This is a genomic window from Colwellia sp. MB02u-10, from assembly GCF_014077185.1.
Classification (GTDB): Bacteria; Pseudomonadota; Gammaproteobacteria; order Enterobacterales; family Alteromonadaceae; genus Cognaticolwellia.
The window spans coordinates 14,441-38,355 of record NZ_JACGVK010000133.1 but is presented as its reverse complement, the minus strand read 5'-3'; the positions used below and the strand labels follow the sequence as shown (position 1 = coordinate 38,355).

Below are 23,915 nucleotides of genomic sequence, written 5' to 3'. Positions count from 1 at the left end.
GGTGACTGAGCAATAACTGCACATTTAGTATCAGTAACTGATGATCGATAACTGATCATTAAGCGCGACAAAATCAGCTCTAGTGATATTATCGACGCTAGTGGGGCTTTCTTTAATTAACTTTTAACTAACTTTTAACTAACTTTTAATTAGCTCTCGCCGCTCTTGGTGTTAATCAAACGGACAGGCTTTTGAAAATGTTAAGGTTTGCGCTGTCACTGGGTGGCTTATTTGTAGCATTTGGGCATGCAATTGTAAACGGCTACTCATCGCCAATGCTTGCTCGTGGGCATAAAGTCGATCACCGAGTATTGGGTGGCCAAGCCACAGCATATGCACGCGCAACTGGTGAGAGCGTCCTGTTATGGGTGTCAGCTCAACTAAGGTGCTAGTTTGACCATCAATATCTTTGCGATAACTTAAGACCTTATAATGCGTTAATGCCGCTTTACCTTGTTGATGATCTATTTTTTGTTTTGGTCTATTAGGCCAATCACCCATTAGGGGTTGCTCAACAGAGCCTTGCGCTTTTTCAATCTTACCAAAGACCCGAGCAATATAGCTTTTTTGCGTTAAGCGTTGTTCAAACTGGCGACTAATAGCCACATGCGCATGTTTATTAAGTGCCATCACCATAATGCCTGATGTCGCCATGTCTAATCTATGCACTATGGTTGCCGTGGGCAATACTTTGTGCACTCTACTTTCTAAACAGTCTTGATGCTCAGGTAAACGGCCAGATACAGTCAATAAACCGCTGGATTTATTGACGACCACAATATCATTGTCGTGATAAATAATATCAAGGTAGGGGCGCATTTGAGGCTGATAAATAAAGTCAGGGTTAGCAGCCATTTTATTTTCTTCCTTTTAAACTGTTGTACTTTTGAACGTTGTACTTTTTGGTGTTGGTAAGCTAGCCATCAGACGACAAAATATGCCCAGCCTGATGGCTTTTTTCAAGAGCTTTTAGTGTTTAGCTTTTAGTCTGTAATGACCTAGTTGCTGACCACAATTAAACGCACTGCTTCAAATTGAATTTTGGCTTTTTCAATATATTCAGCCAAGGCCTTTTTTTGCATCAGAATAAAGTCAATTTCTTGCTGACGCACACTTGGGTTGATCGCTTTTAGCGCGGTTAAGCGTTGATGCTCTTCATCCATAGCTAGGTGCATAGCTTTCAGCGCTTTTTGTTGAATCGAATCAACTTGCTGCTCGGCATGGTCTTCTGCTTTGGCGACTAACGGAGCCACTTGGCTTCTAAGTGCTTTAACTAACTGTAATGCCACTTGCTTTTTAACAGGCGATAATTGTTGATCCAATACGGTTTCGCTAACTTTATCAGCAAGGTTATTGCCGTTTTTGTCGACTAATATACGAATAGGCGTAGTGGGTAAATAACGCCCTAGTTGTAAATTGCTCGGTGCGATGGCGGCTAAGGTAAATATGCACTCTAAGAAAAATGTGCCGGTAGGTAGTGCTGGATTTTTTAAAACACCAATACTAGCGTTACCAATTTCATCACAAAGTACCAGTTCCATCGCGCCGCGCACCATAGGATGATCCCAAGTGATCAGCTGATAATTTTCAACCGCTAAGGCGGTGTCACGATTAAAGGTAATGGTGGTGCCATCTTCAGGTAAGCACGGAAAGTTGGCACATAACATATGTTCAGAAGGCTGTAGGGCAATGGCGTTATCGGCTTTATCATCTTGTTGAATACCAAAAACGTCTAGGACCTGAAACATAAATTGTGGCAAATGAATTTGCTGATCTAGTTGTGCTATTTTCTTCACTAAAGCATGCGCTTTACCTTGGCCAGAAGAATGTAACTCAAGTAGCTTATCACGACCGGTTTCTAAATCTTGTTTGATGGTCAGATGCTGTTCATGGCTTTGCTCAATCAAGCGTTGTGCCTCGTTAGAGTCCCAACTAGCACAAAGCGCAAGCTCAAATAAGCTTTCACCAAAGGCTTTAAACACCGAGTGACCGGTAATACAGGTCTGTTCAAAGGCGTTCAACGCTTGTGTATACCAATTAAACAATAAGCTCTGCGCTGACTCTTCAAAGTATGGCACATGGATACGAATAATTTCTGTTTGACCGATACGGTCTAAACGCCCGATACGTTGCTCAAGCAAATCAGGGTTACGCGGTAAATCAAATAACACTAAATGATGAGCAAATTGGAAGTTACGTCCTTCACTACCAATTTCAGAACACAGTAGCACTTGGGCGCTATCTTCATCTTGGGCAAAATAAGCGGCCGCACGATCGCGCTCAAAAATACTTAAGCCTTGATGAAATACGGCCGCACGCATACCTTCTTTAACACGTAAGGCGTTTTCCAAGTCGATTGCTGTTTGCGCATGTGCACAAATCACCACCACTTTTTCTTTTTTCAACGACTGTAATAGTGCGATTAAATAGTCAACACGTGGGTCAATATCAACCCAGTCTTCATGGCTATCTAAGCTGAACAATATTTCGGGAGTAAACAAGAGTTTTGCTTGTGCTTGCGACTTTAAATCTTCAGTCGCGCCCGACAATAATAGTTCATTGATCGAGTCTTGATAGGCTTCTGGCATCACCAGTGGCGTGGCATGTAATTCACGACCCGGAAAACCTTTAATGGTGTTGCGACTATTACGAAATAATATACGGCCAGTGCCATGACGGTCTAAAAGCTGGTCAAGAATGTGCTGGCGAGCATTTTTTTTAGCGGCTTCTTCCAGATGATTTATCGCTGCGATATGTGTGCTAACGTCAGCTTCGTGCAATAAGTTGGTCAAGGTAGTTATTTGTTCAGTCACTAATGGCTCATCGGTAACCAAGGTATTGGCCGCATTGGCGACTTCGGTGTAATGCAGCTCTTCTTCGGTGAATGTTTGATAGTCGAAAAAGCGATCAGGATCCAGTAAACGCAGACGGGCAAAGTGACCTTCATGGCCTAATTGATCAGGTGTTGCTGTTAACAATAACACCCCAGGAATAGTTTGCGCTAACTGTTCAATACATTGGTATTCGATGCTGACATTATCTTGTTGCCAGTTTAAATGGTGCGCCTCATCAACCACCATCAAGTCCCATTCTTCATCCATAATAGCTTCATACCAACGAGGGTTTTTGGTAATAAAGCCCAGATTGACCAGCACTAGTTGTTCAGAACTAAAGGGATTTTCATCTTCACTGTTAGCGGTGATTTCTTCACAGCGACTTTCATCAAAAATACTAAACGACAAATTAAAGCGGCGTAACATTTCAACCAACCATTGATGCATCAATGACTCTGGTACTATGATCAGCACACGTTTAGCGCGCCCTGTGACCAATTGTTGATGAATAATCAAGCCCGCTTCGATGGTTTTACCTAAGCCGACTTCATCGGCTAATAAAACCCGTGGCGCAAAACGGCTACCAACTTCTTCGGCAATATATAATTGGTGTGGGATCAAGCTCACACGACCACCGCTAAGGCCGGTTAAATCAGATTGTTGTTGGTTAAATTGATGTTGTAAGCAATCTTTGCGTAAGCGAAACCAATCTAGGCGATCAATTTGGCCGTTGAGCAGACGGTCATGAGGTTTATTGAATTTAATGAAATGATCAATCATCATTTCTTTTAACGAGCAGGCTTCACCTGTGTCTTGTCGCGTACCAAAATAAGTCAGTAAGTTTTTGTCTTCTTGAGAAGACTCGACATTAAGTGACCAGCCTTCATGGCTTGGAATACTATCGCCAGTATTAAAAATTACTCGCGTTAGAGGGGCATTATCTATGGCGTATTGTCTTGCATCCCCTGTAGCCGTAAACACGATAGTAACAAAACGACCTTCGACAGCGGTAACCGTACCTAGTCCTTGATCTGACTCACTATCACTAATCCAGCGTTGTCCAGGGTAAAATGACATAGAAAAAAACTCCAACTCAATAACTCGCGCAAAAAATGCACGCCAAAAAAAGGGCGCTATAGTACCGTTAATCATAGAAGTGATCATTAAATAAATCGGTAAAAGGGGATTTTTATTGCTTTAAATTTATAGAATTGAGTTTTGTCTTTAGTAATAGGGCCTTTTCAGTCCAATAATGATTGATATGACTTAGCGCTTAGCCTGCAACAAGCCGCTTGCTTGCGGGCAAGTAAGCTGTCAAAGTGGTTGTAAGCTTAATAGCATGAGCTTTATTAGAATTATTTTTATAGTGGCTTTTTATAATAGCTTTTTTACCGGGAAAGCTATGGTAAAAAGAGCAAGTAATGACATTGTTTTGGTTAGATGAATTATCAATTTTTTGGTTTCTAGCAGCAGTTTTAAGCAATAATACTGTGCAGCCTTCAACTTGTGAAAGGACTTTCATATGACAGAAAATAAAATTATTTATGTTTTAGACACCAATATATTATTACACGAACCCTTCGCTTTCCTCTCTTTTAAAGAACATGATGTGGTGGTACCGATGACGGTACTAGAAGAATTAGATTCTATCAAAGACCGCCACAAAGATGTTAGTCGTGATGCGCGAGTAGCGATTAGAGCGTTGGAAGATACCTTAGTTAATGCCACGCCAGAACAAGTGCTAGCAGGCGTTAAATTACCGCAAAACGATGACCTACACCCCAGTGGCTGTTTATCCATTTTCAACGATTATGCCTTAGACGAGAGTAAGGTGAAATTGTCTTTTAACGAAAATGATAATCGTATTATCAGTAGCGCGATTTATTTACAAGCCAAAAACCCAGATAATAAAGTGGTGCTAGTCACCAAAGATATTAACATGCGCTTAAAGGCAAAAGGCGCTGGACTTGCTTTTGTTGAAGATTACCGCACGGATCAGCTCATTGATGATATTAAGTTTTTAACCAAAGGTTATCATCAATTTCCGGGTGATTTCTGGCAACAGGTCCATGACTGTGAAAGTGAAACAGAGGGCCGTAATACCACGCACTACATCAAGCGTGATTTACTGCCTAATGGCTATATCAATGAATACCTGATTGACGAAGGCGAACACTTCGCGGGTAAAATTACCGGGTTGGACGATGAAAACTTAGCGATAACCGATTTGAGTCGTGAACGTTTAATGGCAAAACAAGCGTGGGGCATTCATCCAAAAAACATCTATCAGGGTATGGCAATGGATGCCTTGCTTGATCCCATGATAGATTTAGTCATTCTGACCGGCCCAGCCGGCTGTGGTAAAACTTTACTTGCCTTGGCAACCGCGCTAGAGCAAGTGGTTGAGCGCGGGCTCTATGATAAAATCATTGTCACCCGTAGCACCCCCGAAATAGCAGAGTCAATCGGCTTTTTACCGGGTACGGAAGAAGAAAAAATGGCACCTTGGTTAGCCGCCATCACAGACTCGTTAGAAGTGTTGCACAAACAAGATGAGAATATGAATGGTAGTCTTAACTATATTATTGATAAAGCGAACATTCAGTTTAAGTCAGTCAATTTTATGCGCGGTCGCAGCATTCAAAATACTCTGGTGCTACTTGATGAATGTCAAAACCTCACGGCTTCACAATTGAAAACCATTATTACCCGTTGTGGTGAAGGCACAAAAATAGTGTGTTCAGGCAACTTAGCGCAAATAGATAGTAACTATTTAACCGCAGTAACATCCGGTTTGACATACATTGTTGAGCGTTTTAAAAATTTTCCGGGTAGCAGTAACATCAACTTAAATGGCGTTGTGCGTAGTCGTTTAGCGTCATTTGCCGAAGAAAACTTATAAATATTTAGCGCGGCGGTGATATTATCTATTTGTTACAATATCACCGTTAACCTTTTCAGTGCTGTCCTCAGTCAGTACTTTGATTTAATATTATGTCATAAAGTTAAAGGTAACTTGCCGATGAGCTAAATTTTAGCGCACTTGCTTTTATATCATTATTAGGACTTGTTAGTGTTAGCAGAAAATTCAAAAGAGCAGCTTCTTCAACGCTACAATAAATCAGTCATTGTGGTTTTTTCCTGCATTATGTTGCTGACTTTTATTATTATCTCTTATAATTATTATCTCGCCCGCCAAGATTATCGAGACTATAAATTAGCTAAGCTGAGTCAATATAGTGTGCAGCTTAATAATAAACTGACCGGTACGGTAGAAACCCTCGCGGGCATACGTGATTTAGCCGAATATTATTTGCGTTTTCCAGCAGAATTACCTAGTCAGACGCCGTCTTTGCGACAAGAAGGTCAGTACTTTTACCTTGATAAAAATCGACAAAATTTAAACACTAATAATCATATGATGAGCGGTAATATTACCGGCGTTGGTCGTATTGACACTTTTAGCCAATCCTTGCTGTATGAGCTAACGATGGCCAATGCTTTAACGCCGGCATTTGTTACCGCAAAAAAGTCAATTAAAGAAGCTAACTGGCTGTATTACATTTCAATGCAACGCTTCGTTAATTTATATCCTTGGGTAACCAGAAGTATCTGGCAATACAATGATCAAAGCTTAAGTAATGAGTTCATGCTGAAGATAAAAACGTCAAAGCACAAGGATGAAAAGCTTTGGGCGCGGCCTTATCTTGACTCGGCGAGTAAAAGTTTAAATACCATGCTAGGTATGGGGGTGTATTTAGACCATGAGATGAAAGGGGCGGTGCTCATTGATATGAATACCGCGGGCTTATATAACTATTTGCCTGAGGTAACCGAAGTAGATCACGGCTATATTATTGTTGATAAGCAAAGTCATGTTTTGTTGCATAAAAATAACAGCAATCTTCCGCTAAATGCACAAACCGCTTTTAGTGACACTGCACCGTCGCAATTAAACCAGTTCAGTTATCAATCGTTACTCAATATTATGCCAAGTGCTGAAATTGGTGATTGGATTGTACAGCAGCAGAAGTTGGTTATTAATGACTGGGTTTTATTGGAGTATCAGCGCAAAGGAAATTTTTATACTACGATTAATCAGCGTTTTTTGTCGATACTGATCAGTATTTCTTTTGGCTTTTTCAGTCTATTAGTTGTGGTTTATTACGTTACCTATCGCTTATTCATCGGGCCCTCTAAAAAATTCATCAGACATATTGAATATTGTTCAGCGGGTGATCCCGGTAAAATAAAACCCTCTGCCGAGTGGCGCCACTGGTTTAAAATTGTTGAAGATTTATTTGGCCAAAATCGCAGTTTAATGCAGCGTTTAAAGGATCAAAACATTGAGCTAGATTTGAGGGTAAAAGAAAAAACTCAAGCGTTATTGCACAAAAGTGAGCAACATCAGCGTGACTATGCGTTGTTACGATCAGTGATGGATGCGATTCCAGACTACATTCTATTTAACGATCAACAAGGCGCTTTAATTGGCTGTAACCAGGCAATTGAACAACTGGTCTTACGAAAAGAAGTTGATATTTTAGGTGGCCAAATTAATGATTTTATTGCGGCTGATATCAGTAAAAAAGTGGCGCAGAGTCTTAGTCAAATCCAGCGAGGTCATTCATTTTTGGCGCATCATCAAACGGTGTCGACTGAGCATAATACCTATGAAATTTATCAAGCGCCGTTTTATAGTCAGTTTAATGAATTACTTGGCAGTATCATTCTAATTCGTGATGTGACTGAGCAATTCAAGATTAACCAAGCCCTGCAGCGCGCAAAAAATCAAGCCGAAGAAGCTAACCAAATTAAAAGCCAATTTTTGGCGAATATGAGTCATGAAATTCGCACGCCAATAAATGCCATGCAAGGGATGTTTTTTCTCTTACAGCAAACGTGTTTAAATAAGGCTCAGGAGCAATATTTAGGTAATGCTCAAACCGCTTCAAACACTTTGCTTTATTTAGTGAACGAATTGCTTGATTCGGCCAAGGTAGAGTCAGGAAATATGTCTGTACATAAAGAACTGACTGGACTGGAAAGTATTGTATCGCAAGCACTTAACCTTAATATTGGTGCACTAGTTGGCAAAGATTTACGTTTAAGTGTTGCCATTGATAGCCAAGTACCATTAGATATTCATACTGACACTATGCGTTTAGTGCAAGTGCTGAGTAATTTACTTAATAATGCGATTAAATTTACAGAGCGGGGCAAAGTTGCTCTTAGCGTGTCATTATCTTGCCCTATTAGTGAACCGGCTGACGCAAAAAATATCGCCGTATTATTTACCGTGAAAGATACCGGCATTGGTATAGAAAAATCAAAACAAATTGGCTTATTTAAAGCATTTAAACAAGCCGATGAGTCGATGACCCGAGTTTATGGTGGCACAGGGTTAGGGTTATCAATATGCCAACATATTGCGCATTTATTGGGAGGTAAAATTACCATTGATAGTGTTTTAGGCCAGGGCGCTGAATTTACCTTAGCTTTACCTATGAATGCAGCCAATATACTGGCTTGCGATACCGGTTACTCTGAATGTTGCTTATCTAAATTTCGACCACAATTCTCGACCAGTACTGTGCTGAATTTAGCGGTCAATATACCTGAAAAATTACGAGAGAACTTTACTGATATTGCGCAAGCTGTGATAGATATCTCAAGTTTTTCAGCGCTAAAAACGGTTAATGCTAAAGCAGATAAAATATTACTTATCGATAGTAGTAAGTATCCGCAAGATTTATTGAAAAAAGACTTGGATATAATAAAGCAAGAGGTCGCTGTACTGGCGTTATGTCAGCCCATAGCCAGTGTTATTTCAGCTGAGTTACTTGAGCAATTAAACCGCAATAGTATTAATTACTTGTTGCTTGAAATGCCGTTATACCGAAATGTTATTGCAAAGTTAGCCAAGGAGCTTAATCGGGTCTCATCAAATAGCGCCATAATGGATAATCAAATGACGACTAACCGTCATGATCTCGATGCTCTGCAACCCACAGTAAGCAGCCTAGCTGGATTGAACGTATTGTTAGTTGAAGATAATCTGGTTAATCAATTGGTGGCGGTTAAATTATTGCAGTCTTTGCAGGCGCAAGTGACTGTTGCACAAAATGGTCAAGAGGCGTTAGAAAAATTACCACTGGAAAATATTGATATTGTTTTAATGGACATTCAAATGCCCATTATGGACGGATTAACCGCTACTAAGCATATTCGCGCTCAACCACAATATAACCGCTTACCTATTATCGCCATGACAGCTCATGCCCGTGAAGAAGACAAGCAGCAATGCTTAGCGGCGGGTATGAACTTGCATATTGCTAAGCCGATTAGCCTAACGGTATTACGCGATAGTATTTTGTCGCAACTGGTCAAAACACTAAAGTAATTGAGTTTATATTAAGTGCTAGGGTCGGCAAAAAAAGCTTCGGCATAATAGCGGCCATTGCGTATGGCAAACTCAGCACTTGCTGATAATTCTCCAATGCGCATCATTGCTGGGCCAGTGGGCTCAGCTAAAATGTAGTCTAGGCCATCAATAGTGATGGTTAGTTCATCGCCTTCGCTTGGGATATTTATCGCGAGTAAGGCATGATTATCGATAAAAACCAACATCATTTTCATACGCGGCATTAGCGCTCTAAAAATAGCAGCGGTTAGGGTTACTTTACTGTCACAATCACCTTGGTTTTGCCAAAGTATTTGTAGCGGCGGATTAAACCCCGCGCCGGTTGATGTGACCCTAGATTCTAACGTAGCATAAGGAATGCTTTGGATAAATCCGAGCACATAATTACTGACTTTTCTGACATTTTCCTCACCAACACGTTCTAAAATAAGGCTTTTTAGTACGGAAAGGTCATTAAATGACTCTTGTGCGAAGCGAACATGGTCGGGCTTAATGGCTACGCTGTTATCATAAGCAACAAATTGAGTATAATAATTACGGGTTAAATGCTCATTCATAAAGTCTTTTTCAAGTTGCGCTATGCTTAGATACGCTTGGTCAAGTGCTGTTTTATTTTCACTTTTTAGTTCCATTTGTAAATTATTACCACGACCTAAAAATGTAACTTTGACATCAGTGATAGGGTGTTGTGTTAATTGTTTTCTCATCTGCTGATCAACGTATTTTCTAGCGTGGTTGGCTTTATAACTTTTAAAGTTTCTAAAGCGATCAAATAAAGATATTTTATTAATAGAAAAACTCAACGCTTGTGGTTGCTGGGCTTGGTCTAACCATTGGTAGTTAAATTGCACATGCTCATCGGTTGTTGTTTTATTAAAATCAAGCTGCTTCGCCGACGTCATAGTCGTAAAGCATAATATTAAAATAACCACTGCGCCAAAAAATCTCACCATTCACCTTTATCGCTAAATATTAACGCCTCAAGCTTATACCAATTTCACTAACTTTGTGAGTATTTTTGCTGGTTAAAATAAGCCACTATTTTGTTGTTTATTTAATAATTATAACAAGCAGTTATTAAAAAAATCTTGGTATTTAGTCATTGTGACTGGCTATAAAGTCGTTGATATAATCAATGAAAAGGCTATGAGGTTGATTTTTAATGACAGGCAAATTTATCATTTTACTTTTACTTTTACTGTCTTTGCTATATATTCAAACGAGTGTTTTAATTAATTGTTTAAATTACCTGTTTGGAGAATGTGATGGCTGACTATCAAGTACCTTTAAAAGATATGAATTTTTTGTTATATGACGTATTTAATGCTGATAAATTATGGCAGTCATTACCGGCATTAGCTGATCGGGTTGACCGAGATACTGCCGAAGCAATTTTGGAAGGTTGTGCAAAAATTGCAGAGCAAGAAATAGCACCATTGTCGCGCAATGGCGATGAAGTAGGGGTTAGTTTCGATGCGGGTAAAGTCACCACAGCACCCGGCTATAAAGAAGCATTTAAGACTTATGCTGAAGGTGGTTGGACCTCATTAGGCGGAGATCCTGACTTTGGCGGCATGGGCATGCCTAAAATGTTGACCGCATTTCATGAAGAAATGTTATGTTCGGCTGATATTTCATTCTCACTTTACCCCGGCTTAACTGCTGGCGCTGGCTTGTCGTTAGCAAAACATGGTAGTGAAGCATTAAAGAGTCGCTATTTAACCCGTATTTATGCCGGCGACTGGTGTGCAAGCATGTGCTTAACTGAAGCACATGCCGGCACCGACCTAGGCATGATCAGAACGAAAGCGGTGCCACAAGCGGATGACAGTTATTTAGTGTCAGGGACAAAAATATTTATTACCGCCGGTGAGCATGATCTGACGGAGAATATTATCCATTTAGTGTTAGCTAAATTACCTGATGCTCCCGCCGGACCTCGTGGAATTTCATTATTCTTGGTACCAAAATTTAATGTTAATGATGATGAGTCCATCGGTGAACAAAACAATGTCAGCTGTGGTTCTATCGAACATAAAATGGGTATCCATGCTTCAGCTACTTGTGTGATGAATTTTGATGGTGCTAAAGGTTATTTAGTCGGTGAGCTCAATAAAGGCTTAGCTTGCATGTTTACTATGATGAACTTTGAGCGAGTTGGTGTAGGTATCCAAGGTTTAGGTGCAGCAGAACGCTCGTATCAAAATGCTTTAGAATATGCCAAAGATAGAATTCAAGGGCGTTCTTTATCTGGTGTTAAGTCACCTGATGCCCAAGCTGATTCGTTATTAGTACATGGTGATGTTCGTCGCATGTTGTTAAACATGAAGGCGTTAAATGAAGGTTCACGTGCCTTATCAACTTATACGGCTATGCAATTAGACATTGCGACTTATGGTACGGGTGAAGCGCAAGTCAAAGCGGATCAACTTGTTGCTATAATGACCCCGATTGCTAAAGCGTTTTTTACTGATCTTGGCTTTGAAAATACCGTTGCTGGTCAACAAGTTTTCGGTGGTCATGGTTACGTTAGAGAATGGGGACAAGAGCAGTTAGTGCGAGATACCCGTATTGCACAAATTTATGAAGGCACTAACGGTATTCAAGCGATGGATTTGTTAGCCCGCAAAGTGGCCGGTAGTAAAGGCAAATTTGTGGCCGTCTTTCTTGAAGAAGTACGTGATTATATGCAAGCGGATAAAGTTGATGCTATGCAAGAGTTTACTCAACCTTTGGCTAAGGCCACAGATGAACTTGAGGAATTAACGCAATACTTATTAACCGCAGCACAGTCTTCGCCAGAAGAACTGGGTTGTGCGGCCAATGACTATTTACACATATTTGGTTATACGGCGATGGCTTATGTTTGGGCTAGAATGGCAGAAGTTTCACTGGCTGCTAGCGATGATAAAACTTTCCATGAAAGTAAAGTCCGTACCGCTCGTTACTACTTTGCCCGATTATTACCTCGCACTCAGTCGTTAATCGCCTCAGCGAAATCTGGCCAAAGTGCGATGTTTGATATCGCAGAAGAGCTTTTTTAAAGACCCGCTTTACTCGCCATTAAATACCTAATGAAAAAGCCAATTCAATCACCTTGAATTGGCTTTTAATTTTTGATGGCTTAGATTAACCATCAGTAGTTCAAATCCGCATCAGTAATGTGAGACAATAACCGACTTTATCGCTATTTGGGATATCTATCATGTAAGATATTCAGTAGCATTCAATGAGTGAATTAACTATTGATCAGTCTGCACCAAATTTCACTGAAGAGTTTACTGAAAAGTTCACTGAAAAAATGATAAGACATTTCACAGCGAATGCTCGACTTTATAGCCCATTCATTATGTTAGTAGCCACTTAGAAAACTGATTGGCATGGCTAGGTTCATGGCTAGGTTCATGGGTAGGTTATAGGTGTTTGGTAGATATCAAATTTTAAACACACAGGATTAGGGAGAAACCAGTGCGTATTTTGAGTGTTTTACTCATCATAATGTTAGCAGCATGTAGCAGTAAACAAGACGAAGTTGTTGTTAGTAAACCGGTATGTGATTTAGCCTATTCGTCTTATCAAGCCACCGTTACCGGCTACTGCCAAGAAGCGGCTGCTGACCTACCAGAGTCATTAGACATTATTAATAAAAGTATAACGATTAAACCGTTAGATGAAATTTCTGAGGTGTTTTGGTTTAACAAAAAAATGAAATACTCGTTAATAAAGCAAGAAGCGAGTGCGCCATTGATTTTTATTATTGCCGGTACTGGAGCGAGCTACGATAGTGTGAAAATGCTCAGTCTGCAAAAAAGTTTTTTTCAGCAGGGTTATCATGTCATCTCATTGTCATCGCCCACCTTTGCTAATTTTATTGTTAACTCACCTAACACTCGGTACATGCCGGGTGATTTAGCGCATGACGCAGAATATTTATATCAGGTGATGAATTTAGTCTGGACACAAGTTCAAGCTCAAGACGCAGTAGAGGCATTGTCATTTTCTCTTACGGGTTACAGCTTAGGTGGCGCGCATTCAGCATTTATATCGCTACTTGATGAAGAAAAACAGGAGTTTAACTTTGAAAAAGTGCTTCTGATTAACCCACCGGTTAGTTTATATAACTCAGTCAGTATTTTAGATAAATACTTTGATCTAGGTGAAAATAGACCAGCGGCGGTTGCTATGTTTGATGATATTTTTTCTCGCTTTTCCATTGCTTACGCAGCACAACGGTCTTCAAAATTTGATCAAGGCTCAATATTTAGTTTATTTAAAAATGTCTCGTTAACTGAAGCTGAATTAAAATTGTTAATTGGCGCCTCGTTTAGAATATCGTCATCAGATATGATATTTGCCATCGATGTTAGTTTTAACACGGGCGCAATCACCTATAAAAATCACAGGATAAGCAAACTTGAGAGTTTAACGCATTCACTGCAACGTGCCAGCGACATCACCTTTGGTGATTATTTTGACCGTGCCATGTTACCCAGAGCCCAGCGAGAAGATGCCAGTATCACCAAAGCCGATTTGATCGAACGTTACAGCTTACATGCCATTGAAGATTATTTAACTGCATCTGATAAAATTTATTTGGTCACCAATCAAGACGATATTATTTTACAGGCCGGTGAGGTGGAGTATTTACAGAGCATTTTTACCGATAGGGCAAAAATTTTTCCTCGTGGTGGACACTGTGGCAACTTCGATAGACTCAGTTTTGTTGAGCATCTGCAGACTACATTTCAAGGAGGGCTAAATTAATGTCAATGCTTGCCAATAAGTGTTCTAGGTTATTCCTTATCGCCCTGTGTTTTTTATTGTTAGCCTGTTCCTCACAGCCAAGATTAGAGAGTACGGCCATAACGCCGATCATTGCGGTACCAGATAACTTGGCAGAACTTGGTGTAATGAGTGCGTATAGCGACCCTTGGGAGGGGTTTAATCGCCGTATGTATTATTTTAATGCTAAAGCCGATGAATACGTTTTATTACCCATAGCGAGGCGCTATAAGCAAATCACCCCTGATGTTGTTGAAACCGGGCTGAGTAATTTTTTTAATAATATGGCTGAAATATCAACGTTTATCAATTCGTTATTGCAGTTTAAATTATCAGTGGCTGGCGAAACATTAGGTCGTTTCGCGGTTAATACAACCTTAGGTTTAGCAGGATTAATCGACGTTGCAACACCCATGGGTTTAGCCGCGCAAGATGAAGATTTTGGTCAAACACTAGGGTTTTGGGGCGTTAAGGCTGGACCATATCTCGTTTTACCTCTGTTGGGACCTTCGTCACTGCGTGATGCTAGCGGTTTTGTCTTTGATGGCTTAGCAGATCAACAAGTGATGGATGAGCTGAGAATGAAATCTGAAGAGGAACTTTATCTCTCACTACTGAACAGTATTGATGCGAGAGCTAGATTACCTTTTCGCTACTACGGCTCGGGTTCAGCATTTGAATATGACTACTTAAAATTACTTTATAAGAAGTATCGTGAAATTCAGGTTGCTCGTTAACCCAGTTTACATAAACTGCAGTGACCAAATTCAGCTGAATTTACCCAGTGTTAGGTATCTTAATGTAGCTTAGCGATAACAATTAATGGTAGATTTAGCTATTTTATTAATTACAGGTATAATCACGCCTGGTAAATTTTATAGGAATGTCTTTTGTTAGCAGTTATTCGTGTCATATTGATGACTTTTTCTTTAGTTATCATCTGTGTTTGTTCAATTTTATTCTGTTTGATTAGGCCATTTCATCGCGACAATGTCCATCATACAGCTAATTATCTTGGTAAAGTTGCAAAAATTTTAGGTTTAGAGGTTGAGGTTAGAATACCTGAGTCGACAAAAAATATGGGCCCTGTTGTCTATATTTGTAATCATCAAAATAGCTATGATATTTTTACCGTCAGTAATGCTGTTCAACCCGCAACGGTTAGTGTTGGCAAAAAAAGTTTAAAATGGATCCCCTTTTTTGGTCAAATGTATTGGCTAACGGGTAATATTTTAATTGATAGAAAAAATAAAAATAAAGCCATGAATACTATCGATACTACCGCTAGAAAAATTCGTGAAAAAAAGTTGTCTGTTTGGCTCTTTCCAGAAGGCACACGCAGTTATGGCCGTGGTTTATTACCTTTTAAATCAGGCGCATTTCGCACGGCGGCAAAAGCTAATGTACCTATCATTCCGGTTTGTGCAAGCAACACTCATAAAACCATAGACTTAAATCGTTGGGATAACGGTAAAATGATTATCGAATTTTTACCACCGGTATATTTATCTAGCGAAGATAAAGATAAAATTCGCAACATAACCAATAAAACCCGCAGTGACATGCTAGCGAAAATTGAACAATTGAATATTGAAACAGACCGTCAGCTACCACAAGTAGATGACCAAAATTCGCCAGATAAGCAAACAAGTGAGATAAAATAATGATTGATGAAGCATTGCAACAATGGCAAGAACATACCGAGCAATTGATCGCTACACTAGTTGAAGATGGCACAAATGAAGAAGTTCACCATACAATTGAACATCATTTTTCTAGTGGAGACTTTGATATTCTAGAAAAAGCGGCGATTACAGCATTTAAAAGCGGCTTTGAAATTGAAGAGCCAGAAGAGGCCGAATTAGAAAACGGAGATAAAGTTTTTGCTTTCGATATTGTGACCGAACAAGCTTTAGATTTTGATATTATTTTTGATGAAACAAAAACGATGTTCGAATTAGCAAAAAAATGTAACGTAGATTATGATGGCTGGGGTACATACTTCGAAGAATAAGCCAATATCGATCAGCAGGAAGGATCAGCAAGGAACGAGCTACAAGTAGAAATAAGTAACTCACGATAAAAAGGTTATCCAATGGAATGGTTAAACACGTTATTACGACCTGAAATTTTAGCGCTATTAATTGCAATTGTAGCGATTGTTGCTGTGTTTGTAGTTGCCACACGCAAGGCGCATCATCGGCATCAAGAGCGCATAGAGAATATTAAAAACGGCTTTAATCCTGATTAATAAAAAACGCAAAGTGTCACACTTTGCGTTTTTTTATTACTGATATTTATGGCCAATAAGGCTTTATTAACGATAACGCTAGCCATTTTTTAAAGTGCATTTTATCAGAGCGCATTAAGCTAATACCGGCTGTTTTGTTAATTCAAAGGCATTACGTTGACTTAATAGTGAAAACGCTGCCGGGACAAAGATAAAGGATAACAGTGTGGTTAACACTGTGCCACCGGCAACCGCGACAGCAAAAGGTGGCCAGAAGCCACCACCTGCAAGAATTAACGGCAGAAAGCCACCAACAGTAGTTATGGTCGTTGAACTAATATGACGTGCGCAACTTTGTACGCAGCGAATAATAGCTGCACGGTCACCTTGTATCGCTTGCTCATCCATTTTTAATTCAGCTATGATCACAATAGCCGCATTAATAGCCAGCCCCATTAACCCTAATAAAGCAATGATGACGGTAAAGCCAAAGGGATAATCAAAAATATAAACGCTCAGTAAGCCTAAGCCAATTGATTGAAATGCCGATAAAAATATAATCGCACTGAGTCTAAAAGAATTAAACGACAGCACCACAACTGTAAGTAGCAGGGTTAATATCAAGCCAACACTGGCCATGAGTTTACCCACCGCTTTATTGCGCTCTGCCGACTCACCGCCGAATTCTATTTGATAACCATTAGGTAATTGGTAGTCAGCCTTAGCCATACTTTCTTTAATTCGGTTAAGTACGATAGACGGTAAAACGTCGGCACGGATATAGCCCTCAATAACATTCACTCGTACGCCATTGCGATGCGGAATGGCGCCGCGACTGGGTTTAATCTCTAAATCTGCGATGGCAGTTAAGGCAATGGACTGCTTTGAGCTGGGATTAATAATGTTAATGTTGGCTAATGCCGCTAAGTCATCTCGTTGTTCGTTACCAATTCTAACCCTGACAGGAATTGATTCGGTTGCCTCAATAACCGAGCCGTTGGTTTGACCTGACAGTGTGGTATTAAGTTGCTTGGCGACCTGTACTAACGACAAGCCAGCTAAGTTAGCTTTTGCTTCGTCAATATTAACCCAAACTTTTGGCGTGCCAGGTTGTAGTGTTGAACGGCTATGGGTAATGTCTTGGGTTGCTGACATAAAAGCGCGAATATCATCACCAATTGTTTTTAAACGATCAAGGTTTGGGCCAAAAATACGCAATTCTACCGGTGCGTTAAAGGGCGGGCCTTGTTCAAGTTTTCTGACTAATATTTGCGCTTCAGGCAACATATCATCAAGTGTTTGTTGAATTTGGGGAATTAAACGATTCGCTGCCGAAAAATTTGTTGCGGTTACCATGCCTTGACCGTAATACTGCGCACCGTCTTTGGTTGGCATTAAATTATAGTAAAAAGAAGGTGCATTTTTACCGATAAACCAGCGCACCGATTCAATGCCATCGAGTGCTTCAAGGTAGTTGGTAAGTACCTTACTAACCCGCTCAGTATTGATTATGCTGCTTTGTGCGGGTAAAAAAAGTTCAACCTGAAACATGTCACGATCTGATGAGGGGAAAAATTGCTCTTGCAGCTGTTTAGCGGCAATAAAACCTAATAAAGGCAAACAAACTACCAAGGTGATCACCAGTTTTCTATGTAGTAGTGACCAGTTAAGCAAGCGCACAAAACCACGATTTAACGCCGGTAAACTAATCCCACTTTGATACCAACGAGTCGAATTTTTATGCCTGTGTCGGCTAATAAAACGACCTGATAAGCCAGCAACAATAGTGTGAGATATAATATAAGAGCCGACTAAAGAAAATATAACACTGAGCGCAATACCGCCAACAAACTCACCGGCAGGCCCTGGCATAAGCACAATCGGCATAAAGGCTAAAATGGTGGTTAATGTTGAACCCAGCAAAGGTAACCATAAGTGATTGACTGCATTGGCTATCGCGTCAAGTCTACGTTGGCCCTTTTCGATATTGGTTTTTACGGTATCAGCCATCACAATGGCATTGTCCACCATAATACCCAAAGCAACCACTAGACCCGTCACCGACATCTGGTGTATAGGGAGGCCATAAAAATTCATCACGGATAAGGTAAACAACACGGTTAATGGCAGCGATAAGGTGACAATCAAAGCGGCTTGCCAGCCTAAGGTAATCAGTAATACTGCGGCAATAATGGCAAATCCTAGTGCGATATTGCCGACTAAGTCGCTTAAACGCGCTTCGGTATAGCTGCTTTGATCGAATATCACCTCCAAAGTGACATTATTAGGTAGCGTTTGTGTAAATGCGGTTAACGCTTTTTGCACCGACCCACTCCACTGGTCGATACGCAAGTTTGGCAACATGCGGGTAGCAACAACTACCGCTTGTTGATTGTTGACCATGGCTATTTCGGTTGGCGGGTAATTGACTGTTTTTCGAATATCAGCAATGTCTCCCAAGCGTACTAAGTTGCCATTATCATCAGCTTTTATCGAGATGTTACTAATTCGGTTGGTGTCCTGTAATGCACCAACCAACTCTATTTGCATTTGATTAAATGCGTTGGTGAGCTTTCCTGCCGATACTTTAGCATCGGCATTAAGAATTTTTTCTGAAATATCATTGATCGAAAGGTTTAATTGGCTGCTAATAACGGGGTCTATCTCGACCAGCACTTCCTCTGAGCCTTGGCCGAATATAGTGACTAAATCTGTACCATAAACCAGTTTTAGCTGATTTTGTAATTCATTAGCATAGCGACCTAAAATAGCAATGTTGGGTGTCTCGCTGCCTTGCCAATTTAGGGCAATTATTTGCGTGTAAGCATAACCTCTGTCGTCTTCTAGTACCGGCGTTAGTGTGCCGTTTGGCAAGCTCGGCCTGAGATCGTTGAGTAAATCTCTAACCCGTGACCATATTGGTTTGGGATCGGTAATTTCATCTTGTAATTGCACTTGGACAATTGAAATACCCGCACGAGAATTTGACTTGAGTAGATTTATTTCTGGTAGTTTTCTAAGACTTTGTTCTATTTTCTCGCTGATCAGTACTTCAACTCGCTCAGCACTAGCACCTGGTAATTGCGTAATAACGCTAGCGATTCTATTGGTTATTCTTGGATCTTCGGTACGGGGTAAATTACTTAACGCCCCTAAACCCGCCACCACTAAAAGCGTGATCATCAACGACATTAAACGACCATTTTTAACAAATGAACGTATCATAAAATTTGTCCTGTGCTAACCACTTGCTTGATAGCTTCGCTGGCCCGTTTCACTACTTGTCTTGGCACATAGCGATGCACACCACTAGCAATGACTTCGTGTGTTACTAAGGGTAAACCAGTAATATAGGCGGCATCTAGTGTGGTGTATTTCACCTCAACTGTAGTCGCTGATATGGTCAATAAATCATGAGGGGTTGCCGTGACCTGATAAACATTCCATTGGCCACGAATACCGTCAGTTAAAGCCGACAAAGGTAGCCAGAAACCGGCTTGTTCAACACGTTGTTCAATATTGACTTGTGCTAACTGGCCATTATAGAAAGTTGATGTTTGCTTAAGGCTAAGGCGCAGTTCAATGGTGCGGCTAACTTGATGCACCTGTTTACCAATCGCTAATATTTGTCCGGTGAGCGTTTGTTTATTTAAAGTAACAGAGAGTATTTGCCCTACCACTAATTGGCTAGCTACCTTAATAGGTACGCCAACAGATACTTCGTGATCAGCCTGTTGGATAAGGTTAAATGCGTTTTGGTTGGGGCTGAAATTTTCTCCTTCGGCTACGGTACGGCTGCTGATCACTGCCGCGAAAGGAGCATGGAGTTTCGCGTGTGATATTTGATATTCAATACTGGCTATATTTGCTTGTTGACGGGAAATATCAGCATTGATGATTTTTTTTTCAGCTTCTAGCTCATCTACGGCTTGTTTAGAACTGTAACCTTTAGTCCTTAAATTATTGATACGAGATAAGTTGAGACGATTGAGTTCGGCCCGTGCACGAAACTGCTCAATGGTTGCCACTATTGCTTGGCGTTGAATGCTGAGGAGTTCAGTATCAAATTCTGCTAGCAATTGGCCTTGACTAACAAGGTCACCACTATCGACATAAACTTTAGCAACCTTACCGGCATATTCAAAACTTAATGACGTCAGCTGTTTACTGACCACTTTGCCAATATAGGCGCGTTCAATGTCGTAAGACATACTGGGTGATATGGTGCGAATGTCGGCGCTTTGGTGGTAATTAGCACTTTGTTTGTTTGCTTGTGTCCTTGTCGGCTGAGTTTCTTGACTAGGTTCAGAGCAAGCACTGAGTAAGGCGAAGAAAAAAACTAAGCCATAAACGCGAAAAAACCTTGTAGTACGCTGATCTATAAACACGGAATGCACCTTAAACGTATAACATATAAACTAGACCGGTTAGTCTAGTTTAGTCAAACTAGACTGTCTAGTCTAATTTGAGGTATGTTATGTGATATAGCAATAGTTTTACGGCCACTGAAACGAATATCTTGAGATGGCCTGTGCATAACAAGATCACAAGCCTAATGGAACTGTTATAATAGTGAAACGAACTGTATACGTTTTATGTAATTTTCATTACTAAGTATTGATCTCGTGAGCTAAGTATAAAGTAAATGTATAAAGTTAATATGAGTGATAGGGGTGTATGGCAAATATTCGAAGTAAAAGTGAAAGTAAAAGAAAAAAAATTCTTGATGCCGCTACCATGTTGTTTACTGAGCAAGGCTATAGCTCAACTAGCATGGCTGAAATTGCCCAACATGCCGGGGTTTCAAAACAAACTGTCTATAGCCATTTTGGTAATAAAGATGAATTGTTTGCCGCGTCAATAAAGCAAAAGTGTGATTCATATCATATGACTGAAATTGGCCTAAATACCGCCAATGAGCCAGCAGAAATTTTATTTGTTTTGGCGAAGCGTTTTTTGGCTATGTTGACCTCAAAGGAAGCACTGGCCATTCATAAAATTTGTGCTTATGAGTCAAAATCATACCCTCAGTTGTCAGAGCTATTTTATCAAGAAGGTCCAGAACGTATTGTTAATGACGTGGCAACACTGATGGCCGATTTCGACAGCAAGCAACAATTAACTATTCCAACACCTAAATTTGCGGCACTACAGTTTTTAAATATGGTGAAAGGAGAATGTTGGATGCGTGTGGAATTTAATACCAAAAAACAAATATCTGAAGCAGAAATTAATCGCTATTTAAAATCGAGTATTGCCATGTTCACTAAAGGCTATTCGCTTTAGTTTTTAAGGATTCATGCGTAATTTATCGTTTAGGTATTTACACGGCTAATATGGTTGGCAAAGCTAGTAGCGAAAGTAAGTAGAAAAAAATAGCAGTATTTATCAAAAAAGAAAGCGAACTTAGGATGAGTTCGCTTTCTTTGTCGTTATGCGTTTGTTTGGGCTAGTAAGTTGTTTCTAATAGATTCTTGCTATAACTGGAGTTAACCGGCTTTTCAGTCGCATCGTCAAGCAGCTCTCTAGGCATATAATTTTCATCATGCTTTGCTAATACTTCGCTCGCTTCAATAACATTACCATTGACTAAAATACCATTAGCGACAATACCTTGTCCTTCACGAAACAAATCAGGCAAAATACCGTCATAGCTAACGGTAACGGTTGGATCAGTCTCAGAGAAGCTAATAGGCATTCTCATATCAGCGAGTTTAAAGCTTACTTTTAAGCTTTCGCTATTGCGATGCACACTACCCGGCACCACTAAACCACCAATACGCAAGCGTTGGCCGTTAATGGCTTTAAGACCGGTATCTTGTTTGCCATTATATATTTCAGAAGGCTTATAGAATAAATCAATATTTTGACTTAACGCGTACAAAACAAGCCCGGCAACAACACCTAAGCCGATGATTATTGACGTGACTATCGTTAATCGCTTCTTACGACGGGGATTCATACTGTTACCTCTTAAGTTTTATGACTAATGTCAGCACGGGTTTGTGTGTTTTGTAGCTCGGCCGCTTGACGTAATTTTGCTTCGCGTTTTTGACGCTGAGCTATTTGTTGCTTAATTTTTTTATGATCTGTGATACTCGAAAAAACTAATAAGGCTAAAGCCAAAATACTAACGCCATAGGATAACCAGACATAAAAGCCATAGCCGCCCATAGCGATAAAAGCACTGAAACTATCAAATTGCATGCGCTTCCTCCTCAGTAGCCACTAATTCACGTACCCAAGGGCGCATACTGTTGCGACTGAGTATTTCGCTGCGAAAACGCAAGCAGATTAACGCTGTGACTAAAAAAGCAAAACCAATAAAACAAACCAAAAATGGCCAAAACATATCTGCAGTCATCGAAGGTTGGCCTAGCTTACTCACGGTTGCACCTTGATGCAGGGTGTTCCACCACTCGACAGAATATTTAATAATCGGTAAATTAATCACGCCCACTAAGGCAAGAATGCCGGCTGCTTTACCTGCTAAATTTTTATCTTCAAAAGCATTATGTAAAGCGATAACGCCCAAGTATAAAAATAATAATATCAGCTCAGAAGTCAGTCGTGCATCCCAAATCCACCACGTACCCCACATAGGTTTGCCCCAGGCTGCACCGGTAATGAGAGCGATAAAAGTAAAAGTCGCGCCGATAGGTGCCATGGCAGCCGCTGTGGCATCAGCAAGTCTTAATTGCCACACTAAGCTAGATAACGCGGCAATAGCCATGCCTAAGTATATGCCCATAGACAACATCGCCGCAGGTACATGTAAATAGAATATTCTAAAGGTATCACCTTGTTGATAATCAGCAGGGGCAAATAGTAAGGCCCAAGTAATACCAATGGTTAAAAAAACAAAGGCTAGGCGCGCGCACCAAGGTAATATTTTACCCGCAAAATGATAGCTAATCTCAGGATTTGCGTAAGGGTGAAGCCACTTCCACATCATATTAATTTGTACTCACTTTCAGCGCTGCACTTACAGCAAATGGGGCCAAGGTTAACGAGGCAAAAAATATTGCCGCGATTATAGCAAGTTGTCCGTTATAAGGTAAGTTCATTGCCGCAGTATCAATTGCGCTAGTGGCAAAAATAAGTACGGGAATGTACAGCGGCAGTACTAACAAGCTGAGTAATACCCCCCCTTTTTTAATGCCAACGGTTAAAGCAACACCAATAGCGCCAAGCAAGCTCAATACTGGCGTGCCCAGTAACAGTGTTAGCATTAACGCACCGTAACTGTGCTCATTTAAATGCAGTAATACTGCGAGCAGTGGCGCAATCAGTATTAATGGTAAGCCAGTAAGTAACCAATGTGCAACAATTTTAGCCAGCACTAATATAAATATTGGCTGCGGACTTAGTAACATTTGTTCTAATGAGCCGTCTGCGTAATCAGACTTAAACAATCTGTCCAGTGATAGCAAAGTGGCGAGTAAAGCCGCAACCCAAATAATGCCTGGGGCAATGCGTGATAACGTCGAACTTTCTGGGCCAACACCTAACGGAAATAGCGTGACGACAATAACAAAGAATAACAAAGGATTAATAATGTCGTCGCGATGACGAAAAGCGATCATCAGATCTCTTTTAACAATCAAACCAAAGGCCGCGCGGTAAGAAACTTGTGTCATAACTG

At 40.4% G+C, this 23,915-nt stretch carries 19 protein-coding genes; 10 read left to right on the top strand and 9 right to left on the bottom strand.

Annotated elements, in window-relative coordinates:
• Nucleotides 1–171: 171 nt before the first annotated feature.
• Together H4J59_RS15100 and rapA are read right to left on the bottom strand one after the other, a co-directional pair.
• Nucleotides 172–855, bottom strand: a complete 684-nt coding sequence (locus tag H4J59_RS15100; protein ID WP_182240737.1) for a pseudouridine synthase — start codon at nt 853–855, stop codon at nt 172–174.
• Nucleotides 856–998: 143 nt separating this feature from the next.
• Complete coding sequence (gene rapA / locus H4J59_RS15095; protein ID WP_182240735.1) at nt 999–3,911, bottom strand: RNA polymerase-associated protein RapA; 2,913 nt, start codon at nt 3,909–3,911, stop codon at nt 999–1,001.
• A 445-nt stretch (nt 3,912–4,356) separates the two neighbouring features.
• Between rapA and H4J59_RS15090 the strand changes: the two genes are divergently transcribed.
• Together H4J59_RS15090 and H4J59_RS19680 are read left to right on the top strand one after the other, a co-directional pair.
• Nucleotides 4,357–5,736, top strand: a complete 1,380-nt coding sequence (locus H4J59_RS15090) for a PhoH family protein (protein WP_182240733.1) — start codon at nt 4,357–4,359, stop codon at nt 5,734–5,736.
• A 171-nt stretch (nt 5,737–5,907) separates the two neighbouring features.
• Nucleotides 5,908–9,237, top strand: coding sequence for a response regulator (locus H4J59_RS19680; protein WP_182240731.1), 3,330 nt, complete (start codon nt 5,908–5,910; stop codon nt 9,235–9,237).
• An 11-nt stretch (nt 9,238–9,248) separates the two neighbouring features.
• Here the strand turns inward: H4J59_RS19680 and H4J59_RS15080 are convergent, their stop codons facing one another.
• Nucleotides 9,249–10,160 carry a hypothetical protein gene (locus H4J59_RS15080; RefSeq protein WP_182240730.1) on the bottom strand — a complete coding sequence of 304 codons (912 nt, stop codon included), beginning with the start codon at nt 10,158–10,160 and terminating at the stop codon, nt 9,249–9,251.
• 363 nt (nt 10,161–10,523) lie between these two features.
• Between H4J59_RS15080 and H4J59_RS15075 the strand changes: the two genes are divergently transcribed.
• From H4J59_RS15075 to H4J59_RS15045, 7 genes are all read left to right on the top strand, one after another.
• Nucleotides 10,524–12,302 (top strand): acyl-CoA dehydrogenase C-terminal domain-containing protein, encoded by a 1,779-nt coding sequence (locus tag H4J59_RS15075; protein WP_182240728.1) that lies wholly within the window; start codon nt 10,524–10,526, stop codon nt 12,300–12,302.
• A 185-nt stretch (nt 12,303–12,487) separates the two neighbouring features.
• Nucleotides 12,488–12,625: a hypothetical protein gene (locus H4J59_RS15070; RefSeq protein WP_182240726.1), complete on the top strand. Its 138-nt coding sequence runs from the start codon at nt 12,488–12,490 to the stop codon at nt 12,623–12,625.
• Nucleotides 12,626–12,726: 101 nt separating this feature from the next.
• On the top strand, nt 12,727–14,022 hold the full coding sequence (locus H4J59_RS15065; RefSeq protein ID WP_182240724.1) for an alpha/beta hydrolase: 1,296 nt from the start codon (nt 12,727–12,729) through the stop codon (nt 14,020–14,022).
• Nucleotides 14,022–14,777, top strand: coding sequence for a VacJ family lipoprotein (locus tag H4J59_RS15060; RefSeq protein WP_182240722.1), 756 nt, complete (start codon nt 14,022–14,024; stop codon nt 14,775–14,777). Before H4J59_RS15065 ends, H4J59_RS15060 begins: the two co-directional genes overlap by 1 nt.
• A gap of 153 nt (nt 14,778–14,930) precedes the next feature.
• Nucleotides 14,931–15,704, top strand: coding sequence for a 1-acylglycerol-3-phosphate O-acyltransferase (locus H4J59_RS15055; RefSeq protein WP_182240720.1), 774 nt, complete (start codon nt 14,931–14,933; stop codon nt 15,702–15,704).
• A complete protein-coding gene (rraB, locus tag H4J59_RS15050; RefSeq protein WP_182136437.1) occupies nt 15,704–16,054 on the top strand; it encodes a ribonuclease E inhibitor RraB in 351 nt (116 codons plus the stop codon). The genes H4J59_RS15055 and rraB overlap by 1 nt, the downstream gene beginning before the upstream one ends.
• 81 nt (nt 16,055–16,135) lie before the next feature.
• On the top strand, nt 16,136–16,291 hold the full coding sequence (locus H4J59_RS15045; protein WP_182136436.1) for a hypothetical protein: 156 nt from the start codon (nt 16,136–16,138) through the stop codon (nt 16,289–16,291).
• Nucleotides 16,292–16,405: 114 nt separating this feature from the next.
• On the opposite strand, the gene H4J59_RS15040 is transcribed toward H4J59_RS15045, so the two are convergent.
• Nucleotides 16,406–19,495, bottom strand: coding sequence for an efflux RND transporter permease subunit (locus H4J59_RS15040; RefSeq protein ID WP_182240719.1), 3,090 nt, complete (start codon nt 19,493–19,495; stop codon nt 16,406–16,408).
• Nucleotides 19,492–20,658 carry an efflux RND transporter periplasmic adaptor subunit gene (locus tag H4J59_RS15035; RefSeq protein ID WP_182240717.1) on the bottom strand — a complete coding sequence of 389 codons (1,167 nt, stop codon included), beginning with the start codon at nt 20,656–20,658 and terminating at the stop codon, nt 19,492–19,494. Before H4J59_RS15035 ends, H4J59_RS15040 begins: the two co-directional genes overlap by 4 nt.
• A gap of 289 nt (nt 20,659–20,947) precedes the next feature.
• Between H4J59_RS15035 and H4J59_RS15030 the strand changes: the two genes are divergently transcribed.
• Entirely contained in the window at nt 20,948–21,556 is a 609-nt protein-coding gene (locus H4J59_RS15030; RefSeq protein ID WP_182240715.1) for a TetR/AcrR family transcriptional regulator, read from the top strand.
• A 163-nt stretch (nt 21,557–21,719) separates the two neighbouring features.
• Here the strand turns inward: H4J59_RS15030 and ccmE are convergent, their stop codons facing one another.
• From ccmE to ccmB, 4 genes are read right to left on the bottom strand one after another with little or no spacing between them, the layout of a single operon-like run.
• A complete protein-coding gene (ccmE, locus tag H4J59_RS15025; protein WP_182136432.1) occupies nt 21,720–22,232 on the bottom strand; it encodes a cytochrome c maturation protein CcmE in 513 nt (170 codons plus the stop codon).
• A gap of 11 nt (nt 22,233–22,243) precedes the next feature.
• Nucleotides 22,244–22,477: a heme exporter protein CcmD gene (gene ccmD / locus H4J59_RS15020; protein ID WP_182240713.1), complete on the bottom strand. Its 234-nt coding sequence runs from the start codon at nt 22,475–22,477 to the stop codon at nt 22,244–22,246.
• Nucleotides 22,467–23,222, bottom strand: a complete 756-nt coding sequence (locus H4J59_RS15015; protein WP_182240888.1) for a heme ABC transporter permease — start codon at nt 23,220–23,222, stop codon at nt 22,467–22,469. The genes ccmD and H4J59_RS15015 overlap by 11 nt, the downstream gene beginning before the upstream one ends.
• Before the next feature lie 4 nt (nt 23,223–23,226).
• Nucleotides 23,227–23,910, bottom strand: coding sequence for a heme exporter protein CcmB (gene ccmB / locus H4J59_RS15010; protein ID WP_182240711.1), 684 nt, complete (start codon nt 23,908–23,910; stop codon nt 23,227–23,229).
• Nucleotides 23,911–23,915 lie beyond the last annotated feature (5 nt).